This is a genomic window from Streptomyces sp. NPDC040718, from assembly GCF_055593565.1.
The window spans coordinates 1-23748 of record NZ_JBVIXO010000005.1 but is presented as its reverse complement, the minus strand read 5'-3'; the positions used below and the strand labels follow the sequence as shown (position 1 = coordinate 23748).

General features: G+C 70.0%; 7 protein-coding genes. 4 read left to right on the top strand and 3 right to left on the bottom strand.

Translation table 11 applies throughout. The features are described from left to right. Positions 1 to 33: 33 nt before the first annotated feature. Genes ACZ597_RS14285 through ACZ597_RS14275 form a run of 3 tightly spaced genes read right to left on the bottom strand, consistent with a single transcriptional unit; the run spans position 34 to position 13300 of the window. Positions 34 to 4059: an Eco57I restriction-modification methylase domain-containing protein gene (locus ACZ597_RS14285; RefSeq protein WP_471328927.1), complete on the bottom strand. Its 4026-nt coding sequence runs from the start codon at positions 4057 to 4059 to the stop codon at positions 34 to 36. Further along, positions 4059 to 6995, bottom strand: a complete 2937-nt coding sequence (locus ACZ597_RS14280; RefSeq protein WP_471328925.1) for a helicase-related protein — start codon at positions 6993 to 6995, stop codon at positions 4059 to 4061. The genes ACZ597_RS14285 and ACZ597_RS14280 overlap by 1 nt, the downstream gene beginning before the upstream one ends. 35 nt (positions 6996 to 7030) lie before the next feature. Next, positions 7031 to 13300 carry a protein kinase domain-containing protein gene (locus tag ACZ597_RS14275; protein ID WP_471330081.1) on the bottom strand — a complete coding sequence of 2090 codons (6270 nt, stop codon included), beginning with the start codon at positions 13298 to 13300 and terminating at the stop codon, positions 7031 to 7033. 298 nt (positions 13301 to 13598) lie between these two features. Between ACZ597_RS14275 and ACZ597_RS14270 the strand changes: the two genes are divergently transcribed. The 4 genes from ACZ597_RS14270 to ACZ597_RS14255 are packed head-to-tail and all read left to right on the top strand — an operon-like array spanning position 13599 to position 22959. Continuing rightward, positions 13599 to 16853: a sigma-70 family RNA polymerase sigma factor gene (locus ACZ597_RS14270; protein WP_471328923.1), complete on the top strand. Its 3255-nt coding sequence runs from the start codon at positions 13599 to 13601 to the stop codon at positions 16851 to 16853. 48 nt (positions 16854 to 16901) lie between these two features. Beyond that, positions 16902 to 20021 carry a helicase-related protein gene (locus ACZ597_RS14265; RefSeq protein ID WP_471328921.1) on the top strand — a complete coding sequence of 1040 codons (3120 nt, stop codon included), beginning with the start codon at positions 16902 to 16904 and terminating at the stop codon, positions 20019 to 20021. Beyond that, a complete protein-coding gene (gene drmB, locus ACZ597_RS14260) occupies positions 20018 to 21862 on the top strand; it encodes a DrmB family protein (RefSeq protein ID WP_471328919.1) in 1845 nt (614 codons plus the stop codon). The genes ACZ597_RS14265 and drmB overlap by 4 nt, the downstream gene beginning before the upstream one ends. A gap of 8 nt (positions 21863 to 21870) precedes the next feature. Beyond that, positions 21871 to 22959 (top strand): DEAD/DEAH box helicase, encoded by a 1089-nt coding sequence (locus ACZ597_RS14255; RefSeq protein WP_471328917.1) that lies wholly within the window; start codon positions 21871 to 21873, stop codon positions 22957 to 22959. Positions 22960 to 23748 lie beyond the last annotated feature (789 nt).

The following is a 23748-nucleotide window of genomic DNA, read 5'->3' as shown; positions in this document are numbered from 1 at the left end:
CCTCCGGTCCGGGCCGCGTAGGCGTGGTGAGCGTCAGGCTGCCGGGTGGCGCGGGCCGTGGCCCGGAGGCGGGGTGAGGGTTGAGGTGTAGTTCTCCCCGTCCACGAGGGGGGTGGTGAGGCTTACGCCGGCCGCCGCCATGCGGTCGTACTCGGCGAGGATCAGCTCCTTGGTGCGGTAGGAGCCGTACTTGGCCTCGTCCTTGCGGCGGACGATGGGGAATGTGTCCAGGATGTAGCCCGTGTCTTCGCGCGAGATTCCATAGAGGTGGAAGAAGAGGGCATCCAGTTCGGCGCGGATTAGCTGACGGCGGGATTCGTCCCAGTGGAAGGGGAGGCCGGTGTCGTCGAGGTCAGCAGCAAAGGGCTGCATGTCGTTGGCGCTGTAGGTCAGCTCCAGGACACGAGACTGAATGAAAGCTGAGTGTTTTGTGAGAGTTTCGGGCGATGGTACAGGCACCTGTTCAGAGGTGCTCTGCGGGATGCTCGGCTGGCTGAAGCTGTTGCGTAGTGCGTAGTCATACGCGAACGAGTTGAAGGTCGCTGCAAGCATGGTGAGGTGGCGTGCGTCGGGTCCTGTGGAGATGATCCATCCGTAGGATGCTGCGCCCCATGGGATGAGTGCCGCAATGCCAGTCCGCTCGTCGTTATTGCGCGCAACTCTCCTGTGGCCGAGCAGGGCAGTCGTGCAGCCGAAATGGCGGCGAGAGAGCCGTGCGTCGGTGTCATCGGATGTCATCCAATATTGCGGCTGGACTACGAACTCCGGCGAGGAGAGTTCAGCTGCTGATGACTCCCGTGTCCCGGTTGAGTCGGCAAAGCGATGGGTGTACTGGTGTCCCATCCTTCCCTCGTGTAGCGGGAGCATCTTCTCTTCACCCTTAGTGAAGGTGTTCCCCTTGAGGCTCCATCCATCCTTCGCCAAAGCTTCGCGAGAGTGGAGAAGATGAGAATCATGAGACATGTCGAACATTCTCATGAAGGCTACGCCCCACGGATTGCCTCCCGCTCCGCGCTGGTTGATCAAGATAGGGAGGCGGCGATAGATGTTGAGCGAGATCTCGGCATCCCGGCGGCTTCGAAAGACTGGGCAGGTCCCCGTATTGGGGTTGAGCAGTCCGATTTCCTCCGGCGTCAGTGTGAACGCCTTCTCTGAGTCGTCCAGCTCGCTTGGATCATGGAGGAAGAAGGCGAAGTTCGCCGCTGGCTCACGCAGGAGCCTGCCGGTCAGAGAGAGGATGCTGAACTTGAACGAGCGGTGCACGCCAGGGAAGAGCGGCTTCGCGTTCTCGAAGTCGTACAGTACGGAGATTGACCCGTTCTGCACCAGATCCTTGAAGAAATACTGTGTTCGCGCATCCGTCGCGATTCCGGTTGGCACAATCACCCCTGCTCGCCCCTTCGGCCCGAGCAGGATCCGGTCTGTCTCCGTGAAGACGGCGTAGGTGTTGAGGTTCCCCTGGCCGGTCAGCGGAACTCGCCCGGCGCGGCGCAGGAAGTGACTCTCGGCGTACACCTTCCTCTTTCCTACCTCGAACTCCGCGTACAGCGGAAGGGTCTCTGGGGAGTCCTTGAGTGCGTCGATCATCTTCTTCCGCACAGACGTGCGCGATGCTTCTGCGATCTCGGGCGCACGCTGGGCGAAGAACTCCTGCTCGCGGAATTCAACGCTATCCCAGGGCGGGTTGCCGACCACACAGTCGAAGCCGCCGGCCCAGCCGGTTTCCTGGGATACCCCCTGAGTGCTCTCGGGGACGGAGAATACCTCCGGGAACTCCAGGTGCCAGTGGAAGAATTTATACTGGGTACGAAGACGTCCGATCTCGGCCGTCGTCTCAGGCGCGGCACCCGCGCTGCTGGGATCCTCCAGTGCCTTAAAAACGGAGTGCGTCACCGCGCGCGGTGCCTCCGGCGTCTTGAGCCAAACGAACGCGGCGCACCAGGCGTCGGCAACGAGCAGAGAGCGCTTGTACGCAGAGGTCTGAGACCACTTTTCGTAAGCCTCTTCCTGGCGACGTACGTCCGTCAGCTCGTCCGACCGGGCGTGCGTGATCGACCGCAGCCCACTCGCGAACGCGGAGTTGGCGACCTTGACTGACTCGTTGTCGAGCTCGAAGAGGCTGCCCTGACCGACCCGCTCCTGCTGGTTGATCTTCTCCAGCGCCTTGGCGTGCTTCTTGTCGTCGCCCTCGGTGGCGATGAACGCGTCGTTGGGGATGCCGTCCCGCAGCAACTTCGGCGTCGCCCCGATCAGCCCGTTGCCGTGCTTGACGTGCGCGTCCAGGAAGCCCAGTGGCTTGCCCGGCTCCAGGGCTTCCAGCCACAGGGAGACCTTGGCCAGCTCGACCGCCATCGGGTTGAGGTCGACGCCGTAAATGCACCAGGCGACGACCTCGTGCAGGGCGTGACGGACCGCCTCCAGAGTGGGCTCGGGGTTGCGTTCCCGTACAGCCGCCACTTGCTTGGCGATGCGTCGGGACGCCGCGACCAGGAAATGGCCGGAGCCGCAGGCGGGGTCGCAGACCTTCAGGGACAGCAGCTCGTTGACGATGGAGTCCGCCGGGTCGGCCGCGCCGGCGGCCGTGGCCGCCTCCTGGCCGCGCTTCATCGCGTCCGCGATCACCGGGTCCAACGTTGAGTCCAACAGGCACTCGATGAGTGAGGACGGGGTGTAGTAGCTGCCCGTCGTCTTGCGGGTGTTGCCTGCGACCTCGACCAGGGTGAAGGTGCGGTCCGACGCGCTGTGCTTCGGTTCCAGCTCCAGCAGCGACTCGTAGACGGAGCCCAGTTCCTCCGCGTCCAGGTGCCGGTAGTCCACGGCCCGCCAGCGGCTGCCGTCGCGGACCTGGGAGAGGTGCCGTACAGCCGTCAGCAAGGCCTCGTTGGACAGTTTGAGGCCGCGCAGCGGGGCGTCCGCGTCCGTGTCGTTGAAGAGGCCACCGATGCCCGGCAGGGCCAGTTCCGGGCGGCCGGCCTCGTCGCCCAGCGCCGCCAGGACGATGCCCAGCGCCTCGTACAGGTCGCCGTGGGCCGTGCCCCGGCGCTTTCGGGCGTGCGCGCGGAGCCGGGCCGAGGAGAAGTAGGACGCGTAGCGGTCGCGGGCCTGCTGGTCGGCCTTCGGGGACAGCAGCGCTTCGCGGTCCTCGGCGACGAAGATGAACAGCAGGCGGTACACGAGTCGCAGCAGGGCCGCCTGGAGGGCCTTCGGCTGGACGTCCTCGCGCAGGGCGGCGTTCGCCGGGTGGCGGAGGAAGCCCGTACCCAGTGCGGTGATCGCTTCCTGGACGCCCTTGCGGAGCTGGTCCAGCGCCCGCGTGCCCGAGGCGATGGCCTCCGTGCGCCACTTCTCCAGCCAGCACGCCGACGGGGCCGCGTCCTCCGCGATCTCGAAGCGGGAGACATGCAGCGTGCGGTACAGGAGGACGAACTCGCTGAACAGCTCGCCGTCGAAGATCGCTTCCAGGTCGAACTCGACGTACGAGGCCGTGGCCAGGGCGCTGGAGTCGCGCAGCAGGCGGACTTGGCGGCCGTTCGTCAGGACGCCCCACAGGTGGGCGTCGACGCGGTTCAGGCATTCCTGGAGCATCGACTGCGGCGGGACCGTGCCGGCCCCGCCGGGGCGCTTGTCCAGGTTGGCGTTCCAGGCCGCCTGGTGGATGAGGGCGTGGCGCCAGCGGTGGGAGACGGGGAAGGACTTCTCCGCGTCCGAGTCGGCCGTGATGCCGGCCGGGCCGACCGGCGTCAGCGGGCCGAAGCCCAGTTCGCGCCAGAGTGGGGTCAGCCAGTCGTTGCCCGCCAGGCCCGTCGGGTCGGCGGAGGGCAGGCCGGTCTCCTCGTGCTCCGGGAGGCGCTTGCGCAGGTCGCGCCAGAGCGGCTTGAGGTACTCCCAGCTGCGCTCCGCCTCGTCCCGTACGGAACGGGAGGTCGGCAGGCCGTAGTCCACCGGCTTCGAGCCGGGGACGTCCTTGCCCTCGGAGATCCGGACCAGCATGTCGGCCGGCAGGAGTGCGCCGACCGTCTGGACGGCGGTGAAGACCTGGTTGCGGGTGGTGGCAGACATCAGGCGGACACTCCGGCGGCGACAGCGGCGGGCAGGTAGACGTAGGCGCCGAGGATGTCGGCGGGCTTCTGGGCGGTGACCGTCAGGCCGCGGACGATCTCGCCGGACGCGGCGCGGACACGGCGGTGCGAGGCGTCAAGGTCGACGGCCAGCTCGTCGCCGTATGCGGCGAGGCGGTCCGACACGTCCGGGAGCTGGCCCAGGATGCGGGTCATCGTGCGCTCGCCGTAGTACGCGTCGGTGTTCTCGGTGGCCGTGGCGTCCAGCAGCGCGATGGCCTGTTCCTGCGACAGCCATACCGCGTTCTTCGGGGAGCCCTGGAAGGCCAGCAGGCGGGCGTCCTCCGCGACCAGCTGCTTCTCGCCCGTGCGGGACGGCAGCGTGAGGTGGAAGCGGTAGCGGACCAGCAACAACGTGGTGCGGGTACTCACCGCGTCCGTGGTGATGACGCCGCAGCGGCGGGCCGGGCGGGCGCCGTCGGCCTGGGTGTCCAGGGCGGCGTTCAGGACGTGGGCCGCGAGGGCGCCGACCACCGGGTCGGTGCGGACCAGGGCCGCCTCGCCGCGGCCGACCGCGGGATCGCTGAGGAAGGGGATGGGGCGGTCCTTCTCGATCACCTCCGCCCCCACGACCGGCGCGAGCGCGTCGCGCAAGCCCGCCGGGGTGCCGCCGACCTGGGCGGTGAAGTCCTCACCGGCGCCACGGAGTACGGCGCCCAGCGCGTTCAGCGACTCGCGGACGAAGGTGTCCACCTCGCCCGTGCCGCCCAGGGCTTCGCGGACCGCCGCGACCTCCCGGGCCACCTCCTGCGGATGGATGGAGCGCTGCGCGAACCGGGACCGGGAGGCCTTCTCCCGCTCGGCGGCCGAGTTCCAGTCGCTGTCCAGTTTCGCCGTGCTCACCTTGAAGGCGTCCGCGCTGAACAGGGCGTCCTCCTGCTCCCGGCCGCGCATCAGGAGCCACTCTACGATCGCGTCCGTCACGCCCGTGGACAGCTCGTCGGGAACGGAGACCGAGATGCCGAGGTCCTTCTTGATCTGCCGGTGCTTCTTGATGAGGACTTCGAGGACCTTGCCGTCGATGCCGTTGTCGTCGCCGTACAGGGTGATGACGCGGACCTCGTCGCGCTTCTGCCCGTACCGGTCCACGCGCCCCTCGCGCTGGTCGTGGCGGGTCGGGTTCCAGGCCAGGTCGTAGTGGAGGACGGCGTCGAAGTAGTGCTGGAGGTTGACACCCTCGGAGAGGCAGTCGGTGGCGATCAGGACGCGGCGGGCCGCCTTGTCGCTGCCGGCCTCCGTGGCCAGCTCCTCGATGCGCTGGACCCGCTGCTGCGGGGAGAGCGTTCCGGTGACGGCCTTGACGACCGTGCTGGCGCCGAGCGGGGAGCGCTTCTTCTTGCCGTCCTCGGTCTCGCCCGCGCCCAGCTCGGCCTCCAGGTACTCGGCCGTCGGGATGTACCGGCAGAACACGATGGGGTGGTAGCCGTCTGCCAGGAGACCCTTGAGGTGCTTGATCAGGGCCTTCAGCTTGAGGTCGCCGCCGACGCCCTCAAGGGCGGCGGCCCGCTGCGCGAGCTCGGCCAGGCGGTCACCCGTGCCGTCCGTCTCCGCGCCGGGTGCCACGTCCATGCCTTCCAGCGCGTCGCTGTCGGCTGCGTCGCTGTTGAGCGGGGAGCCGAGCCGGTCGGCCTCCTCGGCGGAGGCGGCGATGGCCGCCGCCGAGCGGGTGCGCAGGGTCTGGGCCGCGGCACGTGGGGAGGACACCAGGGAGCGCAGCAGGGCGATCGCCGACCACCAGGCGATGCGGGCCTCGCGCTTGCCCTGGCTGCCGGCCGCCTCGACGCGCTCGCTCGCGTAGGCGATGGCGTCGTCCAGCAGGGCCCGGTAGGCAGGCGACAGCTTGTACGTCTCGTCCTTGAAGTACCGGTCGGAGGGGAAGGCGGTGCGCTCGGCGAGGCTGTCGTCGCCGAGGCCGTCCTCCTTCGTGAGGTACTGGCGTACGTCGGCCCGCTTGCGCGCCACGAAGTGCTGGGCGAGGAGCTTCCTGCCCGACTCCGACTCCAGGTTCACCTGCGCCAGCTCGGGCTTGACCAGCCCCAGCAGGTTGCGGAACGCGGACTCCTTGCCGCTGTGCGGAGTCGCCGTCACCAGCACCAGGTGGCGCTCGGTGTCCTCGGCGACGCGGCGCAGCAGCTCGTAGCGGAGCTGGTTCTGGGCACCGGAGGCGGTGTCCTCTGCGGCCACGCAGGTATGGGCCTCGTCGACGATCACCAGGTCGGGGCAGTGGCGGACGAAGTCGTCGCGGTGACGCGGGGACTTGATGAAGTCCGTGGAGACAATGACGTGGGGGTAGCGGTCGAAGAGTGACTGGCCGAGGTCCAGGCCGCGTTCGAGGCGGGAGACGGTCGAGGAGAGGACCAGCTCCGCGTCGATGCCGAACTTGGTCCGCAGTTCCTGCTGCCACTGCTCGGCGAGCGCCGGCGAGCAGAGTACGGCCAGGCCCGTCGCCTCGCCCTGGGCGAGGAGCTCGCTCGCGATCAGGCCAGCCTCGACGGTCTTGCCGATGCCGACGTCGTCCGAGATCAGCATGCGGACGGTCTGCTGGCGCAGTGCCATGAGGAGGGGTACCAGCTGGTAGGCGCGCGGTTCCACCGCGATGCCGGCGAGGGAGCGGAACGGGCCGGCGCCCGACCGGAAGCCGATGCGCAGGGCGGTGCGCAGCAGGCCGGCCGCCCGCTGGTCGCCGAGGTCGGAGGGCTCAGGGGCCGCGAACTCGGCGCCCTTGACCTCTTCGAACGCGGGGAACACCGCGGCGATGTCGTCGTCCGAACCACCGAGGGGGCGAAGGACGAGCAGGTCGTGCTCGCTCTCGGGCAGCACCACCCATTCGCGGCCGCGGGCCGTCACGAGGGAACCCGCGGTGTACGTCAGTGCCATATGAGTCGTCTCGTCCTCGTGTCAGTTGGCGGAAGTCAGTGAGCGGAAGGGGTGCCGAAGTAGCGGGCGTGCGGGGCGACGAGCTTGTCCCAGTCGGCGTCGTGCGGGAAGCGGACGACGTCCCAGCGGGCGTCCAGGAGGCGCTCTTCGGCGTCCTCGTCGCGGAGCGCTGTCGGCTCGGTCTCGGGCAGGTCGACGAAGACCGCCAGATTGACGCCGGGCAGCCGGTACACGTAGTCCGCGAGGGCGTTCGCCTCGGTGATCAGGGTCTCGCTCTCGTCGGGCAGGCGCAGGCCGCGTGCCTTCAGCCAGGTGAGCAGGTTGTCCTGGGCGACGGCGACGGCTTCCTCGACCGCGGCCTCCACTCGGGTGGTGGCGGGGGTGTCCGGCGCCTGGTCGAGGAGTCGGCGGAACTGCTCCGAGCGGGATTCGCCGCGCGTCTCGCGCTTGGCCGTGGCTGAGGCGAAGCGGACCAGTAGCTCTTTTGCCGCGTGTCGGTTGATGAGGGAGTGGTTCAGCTGATTGCCGTAGGTCAGCAGGCATTCGTAGCAGCCCAGAGCGCACGGCCGGTCCGGGTGCGGGCCGCCCAGGTCTGCGCCGTCCTCGTCGAAGTGGCAGATGGTGAGGGCCTGCCGGGCCGCCTTCGCCAGCGCGCCCTTCTCCGCCTGCAGGCGGCGCAGGACGCCTGCCCCGCCCTCGGCGGCCTCGGTGAAGAGGATGCGGCGGCGGGGGCCGTCATCCGGGGGCAGGAGCTCACTGGTCAGCTCGGCGTCCTCCAGCTCGAACGCGGCCTCGATGCCCCGCTCCAGCGCGTACATGAGTGACAGCGCGATCGGCTCGGGCAGGGCCTCGTCGAGCGTGAGGACCAGGATGTTGCGGCGGTCCTCCACGAAGGGGATGACCCGCTTCTTGCGGCGCCGCTCGTTGCCGTCCTCGTCGATCACCGGCAGCTCGGCGGAGTCGCCGGAGGCCTGGGAGGCGTCGCGGTCGTTCATCCAGCGGCCGTCGGCCAGGTCCAGCCAGTAGCCGTTCGGCTCGTCGCTCTTGGCGCGTACCCGGCCGGTGTTGGTGATGCGGACCGTCGCCGAGTCTCCGTACGCCAGCTCGGCGACCGGGGCACCCGCCGTGTCGGTGACGGACGCGTTCAGCCGGCCGCTGCGGGTGCCGTGGTCGTGGAAGCGGTAGGAGGTCTCCAGCCGGAAGCCGGCTCGGCGCCGCTCCTCCTCGTCGGAGGAGATGCGCTCACGGCGCGTGGTGTACACGGTGTGGAGGTGAAGGAGCCCGTAGGTGGCCGAGCCGAGCGGCTCGTCGCACATGAGGCAGCGGTCGTTGCGCTCCTTGGGGTCGTGGTGGTAGCCGCACTGCGCGCAGCGGCGGGCCTCGCTGGTGGCGAGGTCGCCGGAGGAGTCCGGGGGGAGCTGGATCCGGGTGACCTGGTAGCGGGCACCTTCGTGGTAGATCAGCGCGCCGGGGCCGAATTCGCGGATGGCGAGGAAGCGGGGCCGCTGGAGGAAGTCGCCGTTGCCGCGGCGGCTGCCGATGGTCGGGATGTACGCGGCGAGGGGCAGGCGGGGGAAGCTGTAGCCGGGCAGGAAGCCCTCGGAGGCGAGGTAACGGTACGGGTTGAAGTCCGAGAGGACCGACTTGTTGTCGGCGCTCTCGTTCATCAGCAGGTTCAGTTGCGTTTCGGCTTCACGGCGCCGGGAGTTCGCCCGGATCCGGTCGCCCTCCGTCAGGCTGTAGTCGAGCCGGCGCCGGTTCTGGATGAACTGGTCGTCGAGCGCGGAGGTGAACAGCTTGCGCCAGCGGTCGAAGGCACGGTTGAAGCGCTCGGGGACGGTGCGGACCTGGTCCTGGATCCACTCGTCGTACCACCAGGTGGTGTCGGCGAAGTCGGGCAGCAGAGGGCCGAGGACGCGCTGGGACGCGTCGACAGTGCGGCGCTGGGCGTCCCTGTCGAGGGACGCGGCCAGGATCTCCGGGTGAAGGTTCAGGTCCGGGGCGGGCCGTTCGCCGGTGTCCGGGTAGGACACGTCGAGGACGTCCGGGATGGCGCGGCCCAGCTTCAGGCCCGCCTCCGCGATCCAGATCCCCTGGAGGTGGGAGCGCACCAGGTCCTCGTTGGCGAGGTCCAGGCGGGGCGGGGCGACCGCGCCCGCCACCATCCGCTCGGAGCGGCGGAAGTAGTACTGGTCGTGGCTGTTGCCGGTGGCGCAGTACGTGGTGACCAGGGCGGGCTGGCCACTGCGGCCGGCCCGGCCCGAGCGCTGGGCGTAGTTGGCGGGCGTCGGCGGGACGTTGCGCATCATCACCGCGTTGAGCGAGGAGATGTCGACGCCGAGCTCCATGGTCGGCGAGCAGTACAGCAGCTTCAGCTCGGCCTTGCGGAAGGCCTCCTCCCGCTGCTCCCGCTCCTGCGGCGAGACCTGCGCCGTGTGCTCGCGGGCGAACAGGCCGGCCAGGGCGCCCGCCGCGTCCTTGTACAGCTCGCGGAAGAAGGTGTTCACCCGGGGGCCGTCGCCGCTCTGGTAGGTGCGGGTCAGCGGGTCGTGCGTACCGGTCTCACCCTTGCCGGCCCGCCAGACCAGGGACTGCGCGGCGACCCGGTAGCCGGTCGTGGCGGGACCCGTAGGGCGGCGGAAGCGGCCGGCGCGCTGCGGGGCCTCGGAGACCTCCTTCACCAGCCCGGCCTTCGCCAGGACCTTCAGCAGTTGTTCGATGACCAGCTGGAGGTCGTCGGTGGACAGCTCCTTGAACGTTCGGTCGGCCCGGACCAGGTACTTGCCGAACTTGCCGCGGGCGGACAGGAACAGCGCCGAGCGGTCCATGCCCTTGCCCGAGGGGTGCGGGTAGGCGGTGCCCACCTTGGGCCGGTCGGAGGCGGACAGGACCCACGGGTCCACGAGCCGTTCCTCGCTCGCCCGCTGGAGTGCGTCGAAGTCGTCCCGGAAGTAGGACACGTCGATGGCCAGGGACCGGCGCATCTCGTTGAGCAGCGCCTTCATGATCTCGGCGCGCAGGGCGGAGTCGGCGGTACGCAGCTTCTCGTGGGTGCCGTCCCACCGGTCCTGCTTGGCCGCGACCCAGTCCAGGTCCTCGTAGTCGATCTCCAGCAGACCGGTCTGCTCCAGGTTGGGCATCGTGATGCGCCAGCCGCGCTCCAGGTCCAGGTAGAGCCGGAACGCGATGACGTCGCGGAGGGTCTTGGCGGCGGCCCGTGCGATCGACGGCGCGAGCTCGCTCTCGCCGGTGTAGTCGACGAGGCCGAGGGCGAGGGCCTCCCCGACGCGGGTGGCCAGCTCCTCGTGCGGGATGCCGTCCTCGCCCGCTTCGAGGGCTGCCCGGTAGAGCGCCCCGCGCAGCTGGGTGATCTGGACGAAGTCGTTGAAGTGGCCGGCCTGGAGCGAGGCGTCCTGGCGGTTGTCGACGAAAGTGAGGAGCTTGCGCGCCTCCTTGTCCAGGGCCTCCTCCGGGACCGCCTTCAGCGACTTCACCACGGAGGCGGAGATCAGGGAGGTCGCCGACGAGCGCCCCTCCTGGTCGAGGGTCGCCAGCTTCGCGAAGTCCTTGCCGCGGGTCTGCTCGTACGCCACACCGCAGTGGAGGCAGAACAGGAAGGGCGAGGGAATGAAGGCGGCCTGCAGGTCGCCCTGGCCCTCGATGCCGCGCGGGTCCACGGTGATCGCGCGCGGGACCCGGTCGCGGTAGGTCTTCTTGACGACCTCCTGGCCCTTGTCGTCCACCTCCAGCCAGGATTCGGGCAGCCGGCGGTCGTCCACCGCGTACTGCGTGGTCGACGGCCACGGCCGGTCGTGGTCGACGTACAGGTAGCCGTCGCCCTGCCGTCCGCCGGTGGCCATGGTGTCCCGGCGGGCCTCGTAGCGGACCTCGCCGTCCTTCTCCGTACGCCACACCGTGAGGTACTCCTGGCCGCATTCCCGGCAGAACGCCAGCGGCATCAGCAGCTTGCCGCCGCTGCCCGGCTGTTCGAGCTGGTAGGAGCGGGTGTGGTGGCGGGTGAGCTTGTCCTCCAGGGTGACGTAGACCGTGTCGCCCTTGGAGAGGAACTGGTGCAGCCGGAACGCGAACAGGGGCCGCTCGGTCACCGGGTGGTGCGCCTCGGAGCCGGACTCCAGGGTGGCGCGGATCGCGTCCCGGCACTGCTCGGCATCCACGCCCGAGGCGTCGGCGAGCTCCTCGGCCGCGACCTCGATCTTGGCCGGCTGCCGGCGTACCAGCCGTCCGGCGTCCACCGCCAGGCCGAACCGGGTCTCGATCCAGCGGGCCAGCGGGTCGCGGACCAGGTCGGCATAGGCGCGGGGGGCGGCGGGCGCGCGGAGCCGCTCGGCCGGGACGGCCTCGGGCGCCTGGTCGGTCGCCCGGATCAGGGTCTCGACGATGACGTTCCGGGGGTGGACGGCGGTCCCGAAGAGGGTGCTCGCGGTGTCGGCGACGACCTTGCGCTGGTCGTCCACCGTGCCCTCGGTGGACATGGTGGCGGAGGTGCCGACGCACTGGAGCCGCTCCGCCTGGCAGGCCTCACGTACCCGGCGGATGAGCAGGGCGACGTCGGCGCCCTGCCGGCCGCGGTAGGTGTGCAGTTCGTCGAAGACGAGGAATTCCAGGCCGCGGGCCATGCTGATCAGGCTGGCGCGGTCGGCCGGCCGGGTCAGCATCAGCTCCAGCATCACGTAGTTGGTGAGGAGGATGTCCGGCGGGTTGTCGCGGATCTCCTTGCGGCGCTGGTCGTCCTCCTGGCCGGTGTAACGGGCGAAGGTGACCGGCTCGCGGCCTTCGCCGTACCCGTCCCGCAGGTACTTCTCCAGCTCCTTCAGCTGGCTGTTGGCGAGGGCGTTCATCGGGTACACGACGATCGCCCTCACGCGCTTGGCCGAGCGCGGTCCCTCCGCTTCCCGCTCGCGCAGCACCCGGTCGACGATCGGGATGATGTACGACAGTGACTTGCCGGAGCCGGTACCGGTGGTCAGCACGTACGAGTCACCGGACGCGGCGGCGTCGATCGCCTCGCGCTGGTGCTGGTGGAGGGTCAGCGGGCGGCCGTCGCACACTGTGGCGCCCTCGGTCTTCCGGGCCTGGAAGATCTGCGCGCATTCGCGGTGCAGGACGCCCTGCCCGGCCAGCTCGACGACCGTGCCGCCGCCCGCGAAGAAGGGGTTGAGGGACAGCCACGGGTCCGGCCATTGCGACTTCGCGTCCAGGTCGTCCTCGACGAACGCGGCGATCCGCTCGTCCCGGATGATGGTGCCGCCCTCGGTGAAGGAGCGGTAGTCCTCGATCAGGGTGCTGTGCACGCCGAAGACGTCCATCGCGGTGCCGCCAGGACCCGCGGAGGGCCGCTTCTCCGCGACCGGTGCGGGTGCGGTGGTCGCCGTCGGGCTGGTGGTGTGCCGCAGGACGCGCACCGGGTCGAGGGCGTTCCAGTGGGGGAGTGCGGAGGCTTCGTCGCCGGGGTCGGTCCCGTCCGCCGCGAAGGCATCGGGGAGCAGGGGCAGCAGGGCATCGCGGACGGCGACGGCGTCGGCGGGCCGCTCGGCGGGGTCCTTGGCCAGCAGCCGGTCCACCAGACGGGCCAGTCCGGCAGGTACGGCCGGCCGTACGAGCCGCACGGACGTCGGCTCTTCCTCGACGTGCTTGCGCCCCAGTTCGTAGGCCGATCCGCTGGTGAACGGCGGCACCCCGGCCAGCATTTCGTACAGGACGCAGCCGAGGGCGTAGAGGTCGGCCGCCTGCGTGACCTGCTTGGCCTCGAACTGCTCGGGCGCCATGTAGCGGGCCGTGCCGACGCTCACGCCGGTGCTGGTGAGCCGGGCCTCCTCCGGATCGTCGGCGATCCGGCCCATGCCGAAGTCGAGCACCTTCACGGTGCCGCCGGTGATCAGCATGGTGTTGGCCGGCTTCAGATCGCGGTGGACGATGCCCGCCGTGTGCGCCGCGGCCAGACCTGCGGCGATCTGAGCGCCGATCGCGACGGCCCAGGCAACGGGGAGCTGCCGCTCCTCCTCGATCAGGTCACGCAGCGTCTCGCCGTCCAGGTACTCCATGACGAGGTACGGGCGCCCGCCGTCGGCGTCGTCCACACCGCCGTCGATGAGGCGGGTGAGGTTCGGGTGGTCCAGGCGGCGCATGATCCGGACCTCACGGGCGAACCGCTGGACGGCCTTGGCATCCGCACCGGTGTCGAGCACGGCTCCGGAGCGGCGGCGGAGCACGGTCTTCACGGCGACGGTACGCGTCACGTCGCCCTCCGCGCGGTGCAGGTCCTCGGCCCGGTGGACCTCGCCCATGTTCCCGGCCCCGATGACTCCCGTCACCCGGAACCGGCCCCCGATCAGCCGCTCGGTCACTGCCGCCCCTCTCCCTGCCACGTCGCTGCGCCCCCTGCTGGTCCACCCCGTGCACCTGCCCCCTATGGGCGGGCAGGTGCTCTGTTCATGGTCGCAGAGATGGCATGGCCCTCTCGTGCCTTCCTCGCAGCTCAAAATGTACACACGTCTTCCGTGTGATTCCTAGTGTGAAACCTGTTGACATTGTCAACAGATCGAACTTAGGGTCATTTCTTGAACGGGTGAGGAAGGGGTGGCCGTGAGTGAAGAGGCTCGGGGCGAGCGGGATGCGGCTGGACTCCGGAACGCGCTTCGCGAGCTGTACGCCGAACTCGGCAAGGCTGCGGTGGGCGGTGTGGTCTCCGAGCAGGACTTCCGGCGCCGCGTCGGAAGCCTCGGACTGGCGCAGGCCGAGCAGGAGCGGTTGCGGGGCGAGCTGGCCCGCCTGGGGCTTCAGGTCCGACGGAAAGCGGAGCATACGGACCACGACGATCGTGACGCGCGAAAGGTTGTACATCCGGCGATGACGGGCCGGGTGCCGGCGGCGCATGCGCTGCTGGGCAGGTACGCGGATGCGCAGGGCCGGGTGAGTGCCACCGTCGTGGAGGGGGTGGCCCGGCTCTCGGGGTTGACCCCGGCGGAGATGCGCTCGCTCCGGGAAGCGGCCCGGCCGCAGGATGTGACGGGAGCCTCCAGGGGGCCTGGTGTGCATGACGTGCAGGCCGAGGCGGAGACGCAACCTCCCGTGACGGAACCCGAATGCGCCGAAGAGGAGGAGTTCGAGCCGGATCAGGACCCGGACTCGGGCGCGCCCACGCGGCCTCTCGGGGATGTCGGCCGAGCGGTCCGGGCCGCGCTGGCGGTGTTGAACGAGGACCGGTTCACCCGGCGACCCGAGAAGCGCATGCTCACGGCCGAGGAGGAAGTGGGCCTCGCTGTATTGGTGCGGGGTGGCGCTGATCGGATCGAGAGCAGGCCGACCGAGGCAGAGATCGCTGCACTCGCGGCCACCGACCTCCGAGTCAGAGCACGCAACTGCTTCGTCGTGCACAACCAGGGGCTCGCGCACAGTATCGCCCTCCGCCACGCGGGACAGGGACTCGACCACGAGGACCTGCTCCAGCACGGGGCTCTCGGGCTGATTCGGGCAGCGGTCAAGTTCGATCCCGTCAAGGGCTACAAGTTCTCCACGTACGCGACGTGGTGGATCCGGCAGTCGATGAGCCGGGCCGTGGCGGACGAGGGGGCGGTCATCCGCATCCCCGTGCACTTCCACGAGCAGATCCGCAAGGTCGCCGCAGCGGAACGCCGGCTCCAGTCGGAAGGCCGCCCGTGGAGCGCTGTCCATGTCGCCGTGGCCTGCGACCTGAGCGTGCAGCGGGTCGAGGAGATCCGAAAGGTCAGCCGACGTACGGATTCCCTGGACCGGGTCATCGGAGACGGTGTGCACCTGGGGGACCTGGTCGCGCTGGAACGGCCGCTGCCGTCGGCGGAACACCTGGCGATGGAGGCGATCGGGCACAAGCACCTGCTTTCCCTGCTCACCCTCTTCGACGCACGTGATGCGCGGATCCTGCTGCGCCGCACCGGCCTGGACGGCGGCGACCGGTCGACCCTGGACGACCTGGGGAAGGAGTTCGGCGTCACCCGGGAGCGGATCCGTCAGGTGGAAGTGAAGGCGTTCGCGGTCTTCCGCGAGATGCTGCTGGCCCACGGGATCGGCCCGGGGCATGCCGAACCGCCGGACCCGAAGCCGCGCAAACGCAAGGCGACGGCGAAGCGGGCCCGCCGACTGCGCACACCGGCAACCGTGCCGACTCAGCGGGTACCCCTTGCTCCGCAGCCCCCGAGGGAGCCTGATGTGGCTGCCGGTGTCGAGCCCGAGGCTCCAGCGGCGCTGGAGGTGCCTGTGCAGCTGTCCTTGTCCGACGCCTCCGCAGTGCTGCCTGCGGAGGCAGGACCAGATCGGAACCCGGAGCCGGAGCCGGACCCACGGCCGGCCGCCGGGACGGGCCCGGAGCGGGCATCGGAGCCGCAGCCTCAGCGGGCGCCCGATGCCGGCTCGCAGTCGCCGCCGAGGCCGGACCCCGGGCCCGAGCCGGAGGCGCGCCCGGCCGGAACGTACCCGCCGGACTGGGATCAGGCGCTGGCCATTCCCGTCGTGTTCTCAGGGACCGTCGTCTGGCTCGCCGAGTACGCGCTGGTGGCTCTCGGCGACGTCGAACTGGCCGGACTCATGGGGCAGTCCGCCGCCGATGACGTGGTGGAGGCGGTGAAGAGCCGCGGAACGCTGGACCGCCCGGCTGTCGCGGCTCTGCAGGTCCTGCAGAAGCTCTTCGACGCCCTCAAGGACGCGGGGCAGCGTCCCCCGGACTTCCTCGACCGGTCCTTCGAGGCCCTGAACGGCGCGTCCCCCCGCGCCTACCTCGCCGAGCGCCCCCTGGTGCGCAGCGAGTCGCGGCTCGCGGTGCGTGATGCCCTGCGGGAGTTCATCTCACAGCCGACCGCGCGCGGCGAGGCCACGGCAGTGTCCACGCCGGTCGAGACCGCTGGACCGGTTGGCGTCGAGCAGATTTCGACGCCGTTGCGGTCCGCGGCCGAGGGGACGGCCGCCGCGGAACCTGCCCGGCAGAACGAGCCCGTCGAGGTAGCCCTGCGGACCGCGACCCCCGAGCAGGTCGTTGCGGTACCCGTCGCGCGGGCTGCCGCAGGGGCTCCGGCGACGGAGCGGGTGCCCGCGGCCGACGCGGTGGCTGCCGCGGGGGCGGTCGAGCCCGTCAGGGCGGTCGCGCCGATCGGGCCGCGTGCCGAGGACGGCACGGCCGAGCGGCACCGTGCGGACGCCGTGCGCGAGAGCTACGAGCGGCGCATTGCCGCTCTGCGGGCGGAGGCGGCGGCGTCCGAGCACCAACTCCGGGAGGAGCACGCGGACGCGCTCGAAAAGGAGCAGAAGCGCGCCCTTGGCGCTGCCGCCGACACCGAGCGTCAGCTCGACGAGCTGGAGTCCGCCCTGCTCAAGCGCGTCGACCGGTCCCTGCAGCATCAAGCGGCTTCGTTGCGTCGCGCGGCCGGCGAACGCATGGTCCGGCTGCGGAGCCAGACCGAGGCGGACCGCCAGGCAGCACGACAGGCCGCCGAGTCCGCGGCCGACGCGCTACGCGACCTGGCAGCAGCCCGGCGCAGGGCGGACGAAGCCGAGGAGCTGCTCCGGCGTGCCGAGCAGGAACACGAGGCGCGTATTTCCGCGCTGGCCGAGCGCCTGCAGTCGGCCGAGTCCGCACTCGCGCAGCGGGAGCGGGCTCTCCAGGACGCCGATGCACAGGCGGATGCCCGGGTGGAGGCCGTCGAAAGGTGGGCCGCCCAGCGCGTCGCCGAGGTGGAGTCCGCAGCGAACCGCCGGGTGGCTCAGGCCGAGCACGATGCGTGGATGCGCATCGCCCAACTCCAGGAACAGCTGGCGGCCATGACCGCCTCCGAACGCAGGCCGCTGCGTGACCGGTGGCGCCGCGCCTGAGCACCCCGTACCCCCGGCCCGCACACCCGTACTTCTCCCGAGGACACCATGGACCCCCGACAGGAACTCGTCGACTATCTGAGCCGCCAGCTGGTCGGACCGGCCCACGGCGAGGACGAAGTCCTCGACGCGCCGCCCGACCGTCAGTACCTCATGGGCACGCTCTACCCCCAGGACGCCGATCTCCAGAGGCAGCTGACGCTGGCAGCCGAAGACGCCGACGGCATCGGAACCGAAGCAGCGGCCCTCGACACCGACCCGGCGGACGACCCCGTACCCGAATCCAACGCCTGGCTGCCGTCCTCCCTCGGCCTCAGCTTCTACACGGACAGCGACACCATCGAGATCGGCTGCGTCGGCGCCCACTACCGCACTCTGCGCGCCCACGGTGACCAGGGGCGCCGCTGGCAGCGGGTCGCACTGCCGCAGGAGACCCACCGGGTCGGGCCGGACCGCGATGCCGTCAGCGTTCTTGACGGACGGGCCGAACTCAGGATCCGTCGCCGCCCGCTCGGAGAAGGCCTGCTGGTCACGGTGGCGCTGGTGAACATGGCTCGCACCGAACCGGCGCTGGGCCGCCCGGCCCAGTGGGACCGGATGCTGTTCCAGGTGGCGCTCGACGTCCGTCCCTGCGAGGGCCGGGTACTGGAGTACCCCAGCGTCCGGCTGGCCAGCCGGGACCCGGAAGAGCAGGAGCTGCGGCTCCAGTACCGGCACGTGCGGACCCATGCCGTCGGCCACGGCTGCGCCGTCGAGGAGGACCGCGACGGCGAGGCCGTGACCGGACTGCGCGCGGTGGTCCTGCCGGAGGCCGAAGTACCCGCGACCCGTGCAGCCGGCCTCAGCGGCACCCCCGTACTCAACGTGCTGCACCTCGCCGACCCGGACCTGCCCGTCGCGCAGCTGCGGCAGGAACTGACGGAGTTCACCTCCGACTACCGTCGCTGGTACGAGGAACAGCGACACGCTGAGGTACCCGCCTGGGGCCGGGATGCCGCCGACCGGATCCTGGAGCGCATCGGCGCTGCCGTCGCCCGGATGGAGTCCGGCGTCCGCACCCTGTGCGATCCCGGCTGCCCCGAAGTCCTCGAGGCCTTCCGCGCCGCCAACCTCGCCATGGCCCTGCAGATGCGTCACTCCGCACGTGACCAGGCGGGCGAGCGGCGGCCCCGGCGCGACGCCGTGTCCGTCGACCCGGCACCTGACCCCGAGTCCGCCTGGCGCCCGTTCCAGCTGGCGTTCTTCCTGCTGGCCCTGGACGGCGTCGCCGACCCCCGCCACCCCGACCGGGGCATGACCGACCTGATCTGGTTCCCCACCGGCGGTGGCAAGACGGAGGCCTACCTGCTGCTCGCCGCCTTCGTTATGGTGCTGCGCCGCCGCGACCCCAAGGGGGGTGGCACCGCGGTCCTCAGCCGCTACACCCTCAGCCTGCTGACCACTCAGCAGTTCCAGCGGGCCGCGACCACCGTGTGCGCCCTGGAGACGATGCGCCGCGGCGATCCCGCCCGCTACGGTGACGAGCCGTTCTCGATCGGTCTGTGGGTCGGCGAGGCGACCTCGCCCAACACGTACGAGGCAGCGGTAGCGGCGGCTCAGGACGTGCGGTCCGCCGCCCGACCTGAGGACGTCTTCATCCTCGACCGCTGCCCCTGGTGCGGCACCCGCATCGTGCCCGCCCACCGCTCGGCCGACCACGCCGATTACGGCATCCGGGCGGGCGCCGACTCCTTCGCGTTCTTCTGCCCGCGCGACGCGTGCGCCTTCCATGACGAGCTCCCAGTAGCCGTGGTCGACCAGCAGCTGTACGACCGGCCGCCCACCTTCGTTCTCGGTACTGTCGACAAGTTCGCGCGGCTCGCCTGGGAGCCACGAGCGGGAAGCCTGTTCGGGGCAGGGGGCAGCAGCCTCCCGCCTTCCCTGGTCATCCAGGACGAACTGCACCTGCTGACCGGTCCGCTCGGTACGACCGTCGGACTGTACGAGGCAGCGATCCTCGGCCTATGCGCGACGGCCGACGGAACGGGCCCCAAGGTGGTCGCCTCCACCGCGACGATCCGCCGCTCCGGCGAACAGGTCCGCTCCCTCTACGGAACCGACGTACAGCTCTTCCCGCCCGCCGGGCTCGACGCCCGGCACTCCTACTTCGCCGAGCCCGACACCTCACGCCCCGGACGGCGCTACCTGGGCGTCATGGCCCAAGGGCATACCGCCGGCCGTGCAGCGGTCGCCACCGCCGCGGCCATGCTCCAGGGAGCATGGGAACTACCGGAGGAGCACCGGGACTCCTACTGGACCCTCGTCGCCTACCATCACAGCCTTCGCGAACTCGGCCGAACCGTCACCGCAGCGGCGGACGACATCCCCGCCCAGCTCACCGGCCTGGACGCCGGATCCGGTGCCCGGCAACTCGCCGACCACCAGGTACAAGAGCTGACCAGCAACCTGGCAAGGGCCGAACAGCCCGTGCTGCTGGACCGGCTGGAGAAGCCCTGGACGGAACCTGAAGCCGTTTCCTTCCTGCCCTGCACCAACATGCTGTCGGTCGGCGTGGACGTCAAACGGCTCGCGCTGATGCTGATGCAGGGGCAGCCCAAGACCACGGCCGAGTACATCCAGGCCACCAGCCGGGTCGGCCGTCATGGTGTACCCGGACTGATCGTCACCTTCTTCAACGCAACCCGCCCCAGGGACCGTTCACACTACGAGACATTCGACCCCTATCACCGGGCCCTCTACCGGAACGTCGAACCAACCAGCGTCACACCGTGGTCGGTGCCGGCGCGCCGACGCGCCCTGCACGCAGCGCTCGTCATCCTCGTACGGCACCGGCTCGGCCTGAGCGCCGAGAACCAGGCAGGGGACCTGCCGGACCACACCGGTGCGGCACGGGCGCTGGCAGAACTTCTCGCGCGGAAGGCAGGAGCCAGTGACCGGCGCGCGGCGCACGCGGTCCGTACCGAACTCGCGGAGTTGCTCACTGCCTGGGAGGAGGCGGCCCGCAACGCCAGGCAGGAGGGCAAGGAGCTCTACTACCGCAGTCAGGGCAAGGGGCAGCACAACCTGCTGAAGAACTTCGAACAGCACGGGGGGTTGTGGGAGACCCTCCACTCCATGCGCAGCGTGGATCGTGAATGCCAGGTGACGGTGAAGGGAGCCGACCAGTGAACCGCAAGCTTAGAGTCCGTCAGGCCCAGACGGTGCTCCCGTTCGGCGTCGGCGCGGTCTTCGACATCCAGGGCGAGTCGTTCGTCGCGACCGGTATCGGGGACTGGCCGCGGCTGCGCCAGGCGGTGGAATCCCCGCGATTGGCCTCGCGGCTCGGCGTGACCGGATTCTTCGCCGCGCCAGCAACCCTCAACGACCGTTTTGACCGCCCCGACGCGCCCGGAGCACCGTACATCCGCTTCCCGGCCTGGCTGTTCTGCGGGTCGTGTCGCCGCATGGTGCGCTGGCGGATCACCGACGAGAAGCCCGGGACACCTCCGAGCTGCCCGTCCTGCCCGCCCGTACGCCGACTCGCCCCCATGCGCTTCGTGCAGATCTGCGCCGGGGGGCACCTCGGCGACGTGGACTGGTGGTTCTGGGCGCACGCACGGCTCGACGCCGCGCAGCGGCAGTCCTGCGGCTCGCGCGAGCAGCTGCGCTTCCGTGTCTCGGACCGGGCGACCGGTCTGGAGGCGCTCTCCGTCTCCTGCGCGGCCCCCGGGTGCGGCGCGTCCCGCGACCTGTTGGACGTCCTGGGCACTCACGGCATGCGTTGTTCCGGACGGAACCCCTGGCAGAGGGCGCGTGAAGCCACCGACTGCGCCAAGCCCGTCCAGGTCGTGCAGCGCACCGCGGGCAACCTCTACTACCCGGTGGTCCACTCGGCTCTCTCCCTCCCCGAAGCCGAGGCGCCGGTTCCGGATGGATCGGCTCTCGCCGACCGGGTCCGCGAGAGCGACTACTGGGTACCACTGTGCAAGGCCGCCGGGACCCCCCGCGGTGAGATCCTCCGGGACATGGTCAAGGAGGACACGGGGGCGGGCGACGAGCTGTTGGACGCGCTCATCGCCGAGGAGACGGGGACGGGCACGCCTGCCCCTGCCGGTGGTGCCACCGCCGCTACGGCGTCTGCCGCGGGATCCGACCTGCGCCGCGAGGAATGGTCGGCGCTGACGGCCACCGAACCGCCGATGACGCCGGACTTCCTGGTACGCGGCTCCGGGCTGGGGCTGGACGGGGAGACCGCTGAGCCCTGGGCCGCACTGCACCGGCGCGTCGGGCGCATCATCCTCGCCGACCGGCTCCGGGAGGTACGCGCCCTGTCCGGCTTCAGCCGGGTCTCCCCGGATGCCGCGATCGTCCCCGCCGACACCTCGCGCAGGCTGCGCTGGCTGCCCGCAGTGGAAGTCTTCGGTGAAGGGGTTCTGATCACCCTGGACCCGGCTGCGCTGACCGCTTGGGAACAGAATGACGCCGTACGGGCCCGGGTGGCGGGCCTGCGAGCCGACTTGGACCGCTCGTTCCAGAAGGACCGGCTCCAGGCCCTGACGGGCTCGGAGCTCCCCCCTCGCTTCGTGCTCCTGCACACTCTCGGGCACTTGTTGGTGCGCCAGTTGTCCTTCGAGTCGGGCTACACCACGGCCAGCCTGCGCGAGCGTGTCTATGCCCGGCCCGAACACGACCAGTACGGGGTGCTCGTGTACACGGCGGCCGGGGATGCGGAGGGGACGCTCGGGGGCCTCGTACAGCAGGGAGAGCAGCCTCGGCTCGCCGAGACACTGCTGCGGATGGCCGAGGCCGCCGCCTGGTGTTCCGCGGACCCGCTGTGCTCGGAGCACACCGGTCAGGGCTTCGGCAATCTCAACCGCGCCGCCTGCCATGCCTGCGCGCTGCTTCCGGAGACCAGCTGCGAGACCGGAAACACCCTGCTGGACCGAGCCCTCGTCGTGGGCGGAGGCGGTGTCCCCGGCTTCTTCGAGCCGATCGTGGCGGCCGCCCGGACCGCGGCCACCCGGGAATGAGCGGAACCGTGACTCTGACCTACCTCGACCTCACACCCACGCAGCGCGCGCTGCTCGATGGGCTGCCCTTCGACGGGAACCACGTGATCGACGGGCCACCGGGGAGCGGGAAGAGCGTGCTGGCCGCCCAGCGGGCCGTCATGCTGGCCCTCACCGGTACGCCGGCGGTCCTGTTGACCCGCTCCAACCTCCTGCGGCAGTCCCTGGCGCCGATGGTGTCGGCGCTGTGCTCCAGCAGTGCGGCCGTTACCGTGGCGACCGCCCACTCCTGGCTCGCCAGGTGGTACGGCCCGGACGCCCCCCGCTCCGACGACGGCTGGTACGACTGGCCGGCCTTCTACGAGCGAGCCGCGCTCGCGGAGCCCGGCGGTCCGTTGACGCTGGTGGTCGATGAAGGGCAGGATCTGCCCCCTGCCTTCTACCGTTTGTGCCGGATACTCGGGGCCCGCACCACAGTCTTCGCCGACGAATGCCAGAGGCTGACCGAGTCGAGCTCAACCCTGGTGGAGATCGCGCAGAGCCTGGGCAAGTGCTCCCCCCACGTGCTCGACGCCAACTACCGCAACACCCGGCAGACAGCCGAGCTGGGGGCCAGGTTCCATTTGGGTCCCCGTGCGCCCGCACTTCCGGAGCGGGAGGGCCCCGTGCCCCGATTGCACTCGCTCTCGCACCAGGGGGCGGTCGCGGACCTGGTGATCGGTCTTGCCGAGAGACGGCCCGGCCATAGCATCGGCGTGGTCCTGCACTCCACCCAGTCCCAGTTCGAACTCCTCACCCGGCTGGAACGCAGAGCCCCGCAGCTCCGGCCACAGATGTACACGGCGCAAGCGACGGCTGGCCGGTACCGGACACTCGACCTATCGCGCCCCGGCATCGTCATCGTCCACCGCGCCAGTGCCAAGGGGCTCCAGTTCGACACGGTCGTGGTGCCTGACACGGAGACCGACGCAGGAACAGACCCCACTTCCGCGGAACTGCGGATGGCGTACTACGTGCTGTCGACTCGGGCGTTTCATGATCTGCACTTTGGACATGCAGGGGAGAGAGAGCCGGGGCACCTTAAGGACATCCCTCACGCCGTGTTGGCGCGTGGATAGGCTGACTCAGCCTACGAAGTCGGACCGGTTTGGCGGACATCCGGAGATCTGGGATCGTGCCCCGGAATGAATTCAATGGATGGAGAGCATGCTGATGAAGAGGTCAAGACGCTGGTGACAGTTCATGCCGGAGCTCAACGCAGAGAGCGTGGTGTTTTGCCGCTGAGGTGACCGGTCGGTTCCCGAGGTGATGGGACTTCGGTCACACAGAGATCGCTGTGTGGTTGGGTGGCGCAGGCCAGGCTGGCAGGGTGAGACAGAGGACCGCGAAAGCGTCCTGGGCGCGAATGGGTGGGCCGAGCTGCGGCGGGGGCACCTCCGCATGAGGGAAGGCATCGAGGTCCTCAAGCGCGATTGCGGACCGGTGACCTCACGACCTTCCGGCATCCCCTGCGCACGACTCGGAAAGGGAATGATGACGGGTCAGGAAAGTCAGCAATCGGTCAGCATGAGTCCTGAAAGACCTGGGGAAGGCTGACCGAACTTGCGAACGGTTGTAGGCTGCCGGGACCGCCCTTGACTTGCGTGAAGCGGGCAGGGAGCAGACATATCGGGAGTTATTTCATGTTTCGGACCATGTTCAAGTCCAACACCTAGTATTTGGGCATTTCCGCAGGTCAGCGCCATGCTGTCGGGGTCCAGGTCAGCAAGTGGTCAGCATCGGTCCCGATCGTGTCCCGCCGTTGCCGACCGCCTAGATGAGTGAGTCCGATGTTCTTAGTGGTCGTAGGCGATCAGGGATCGTTTGATCTTGGTGCCGGTGGTCCAGTTGTGCCAGATGCCGGCGGC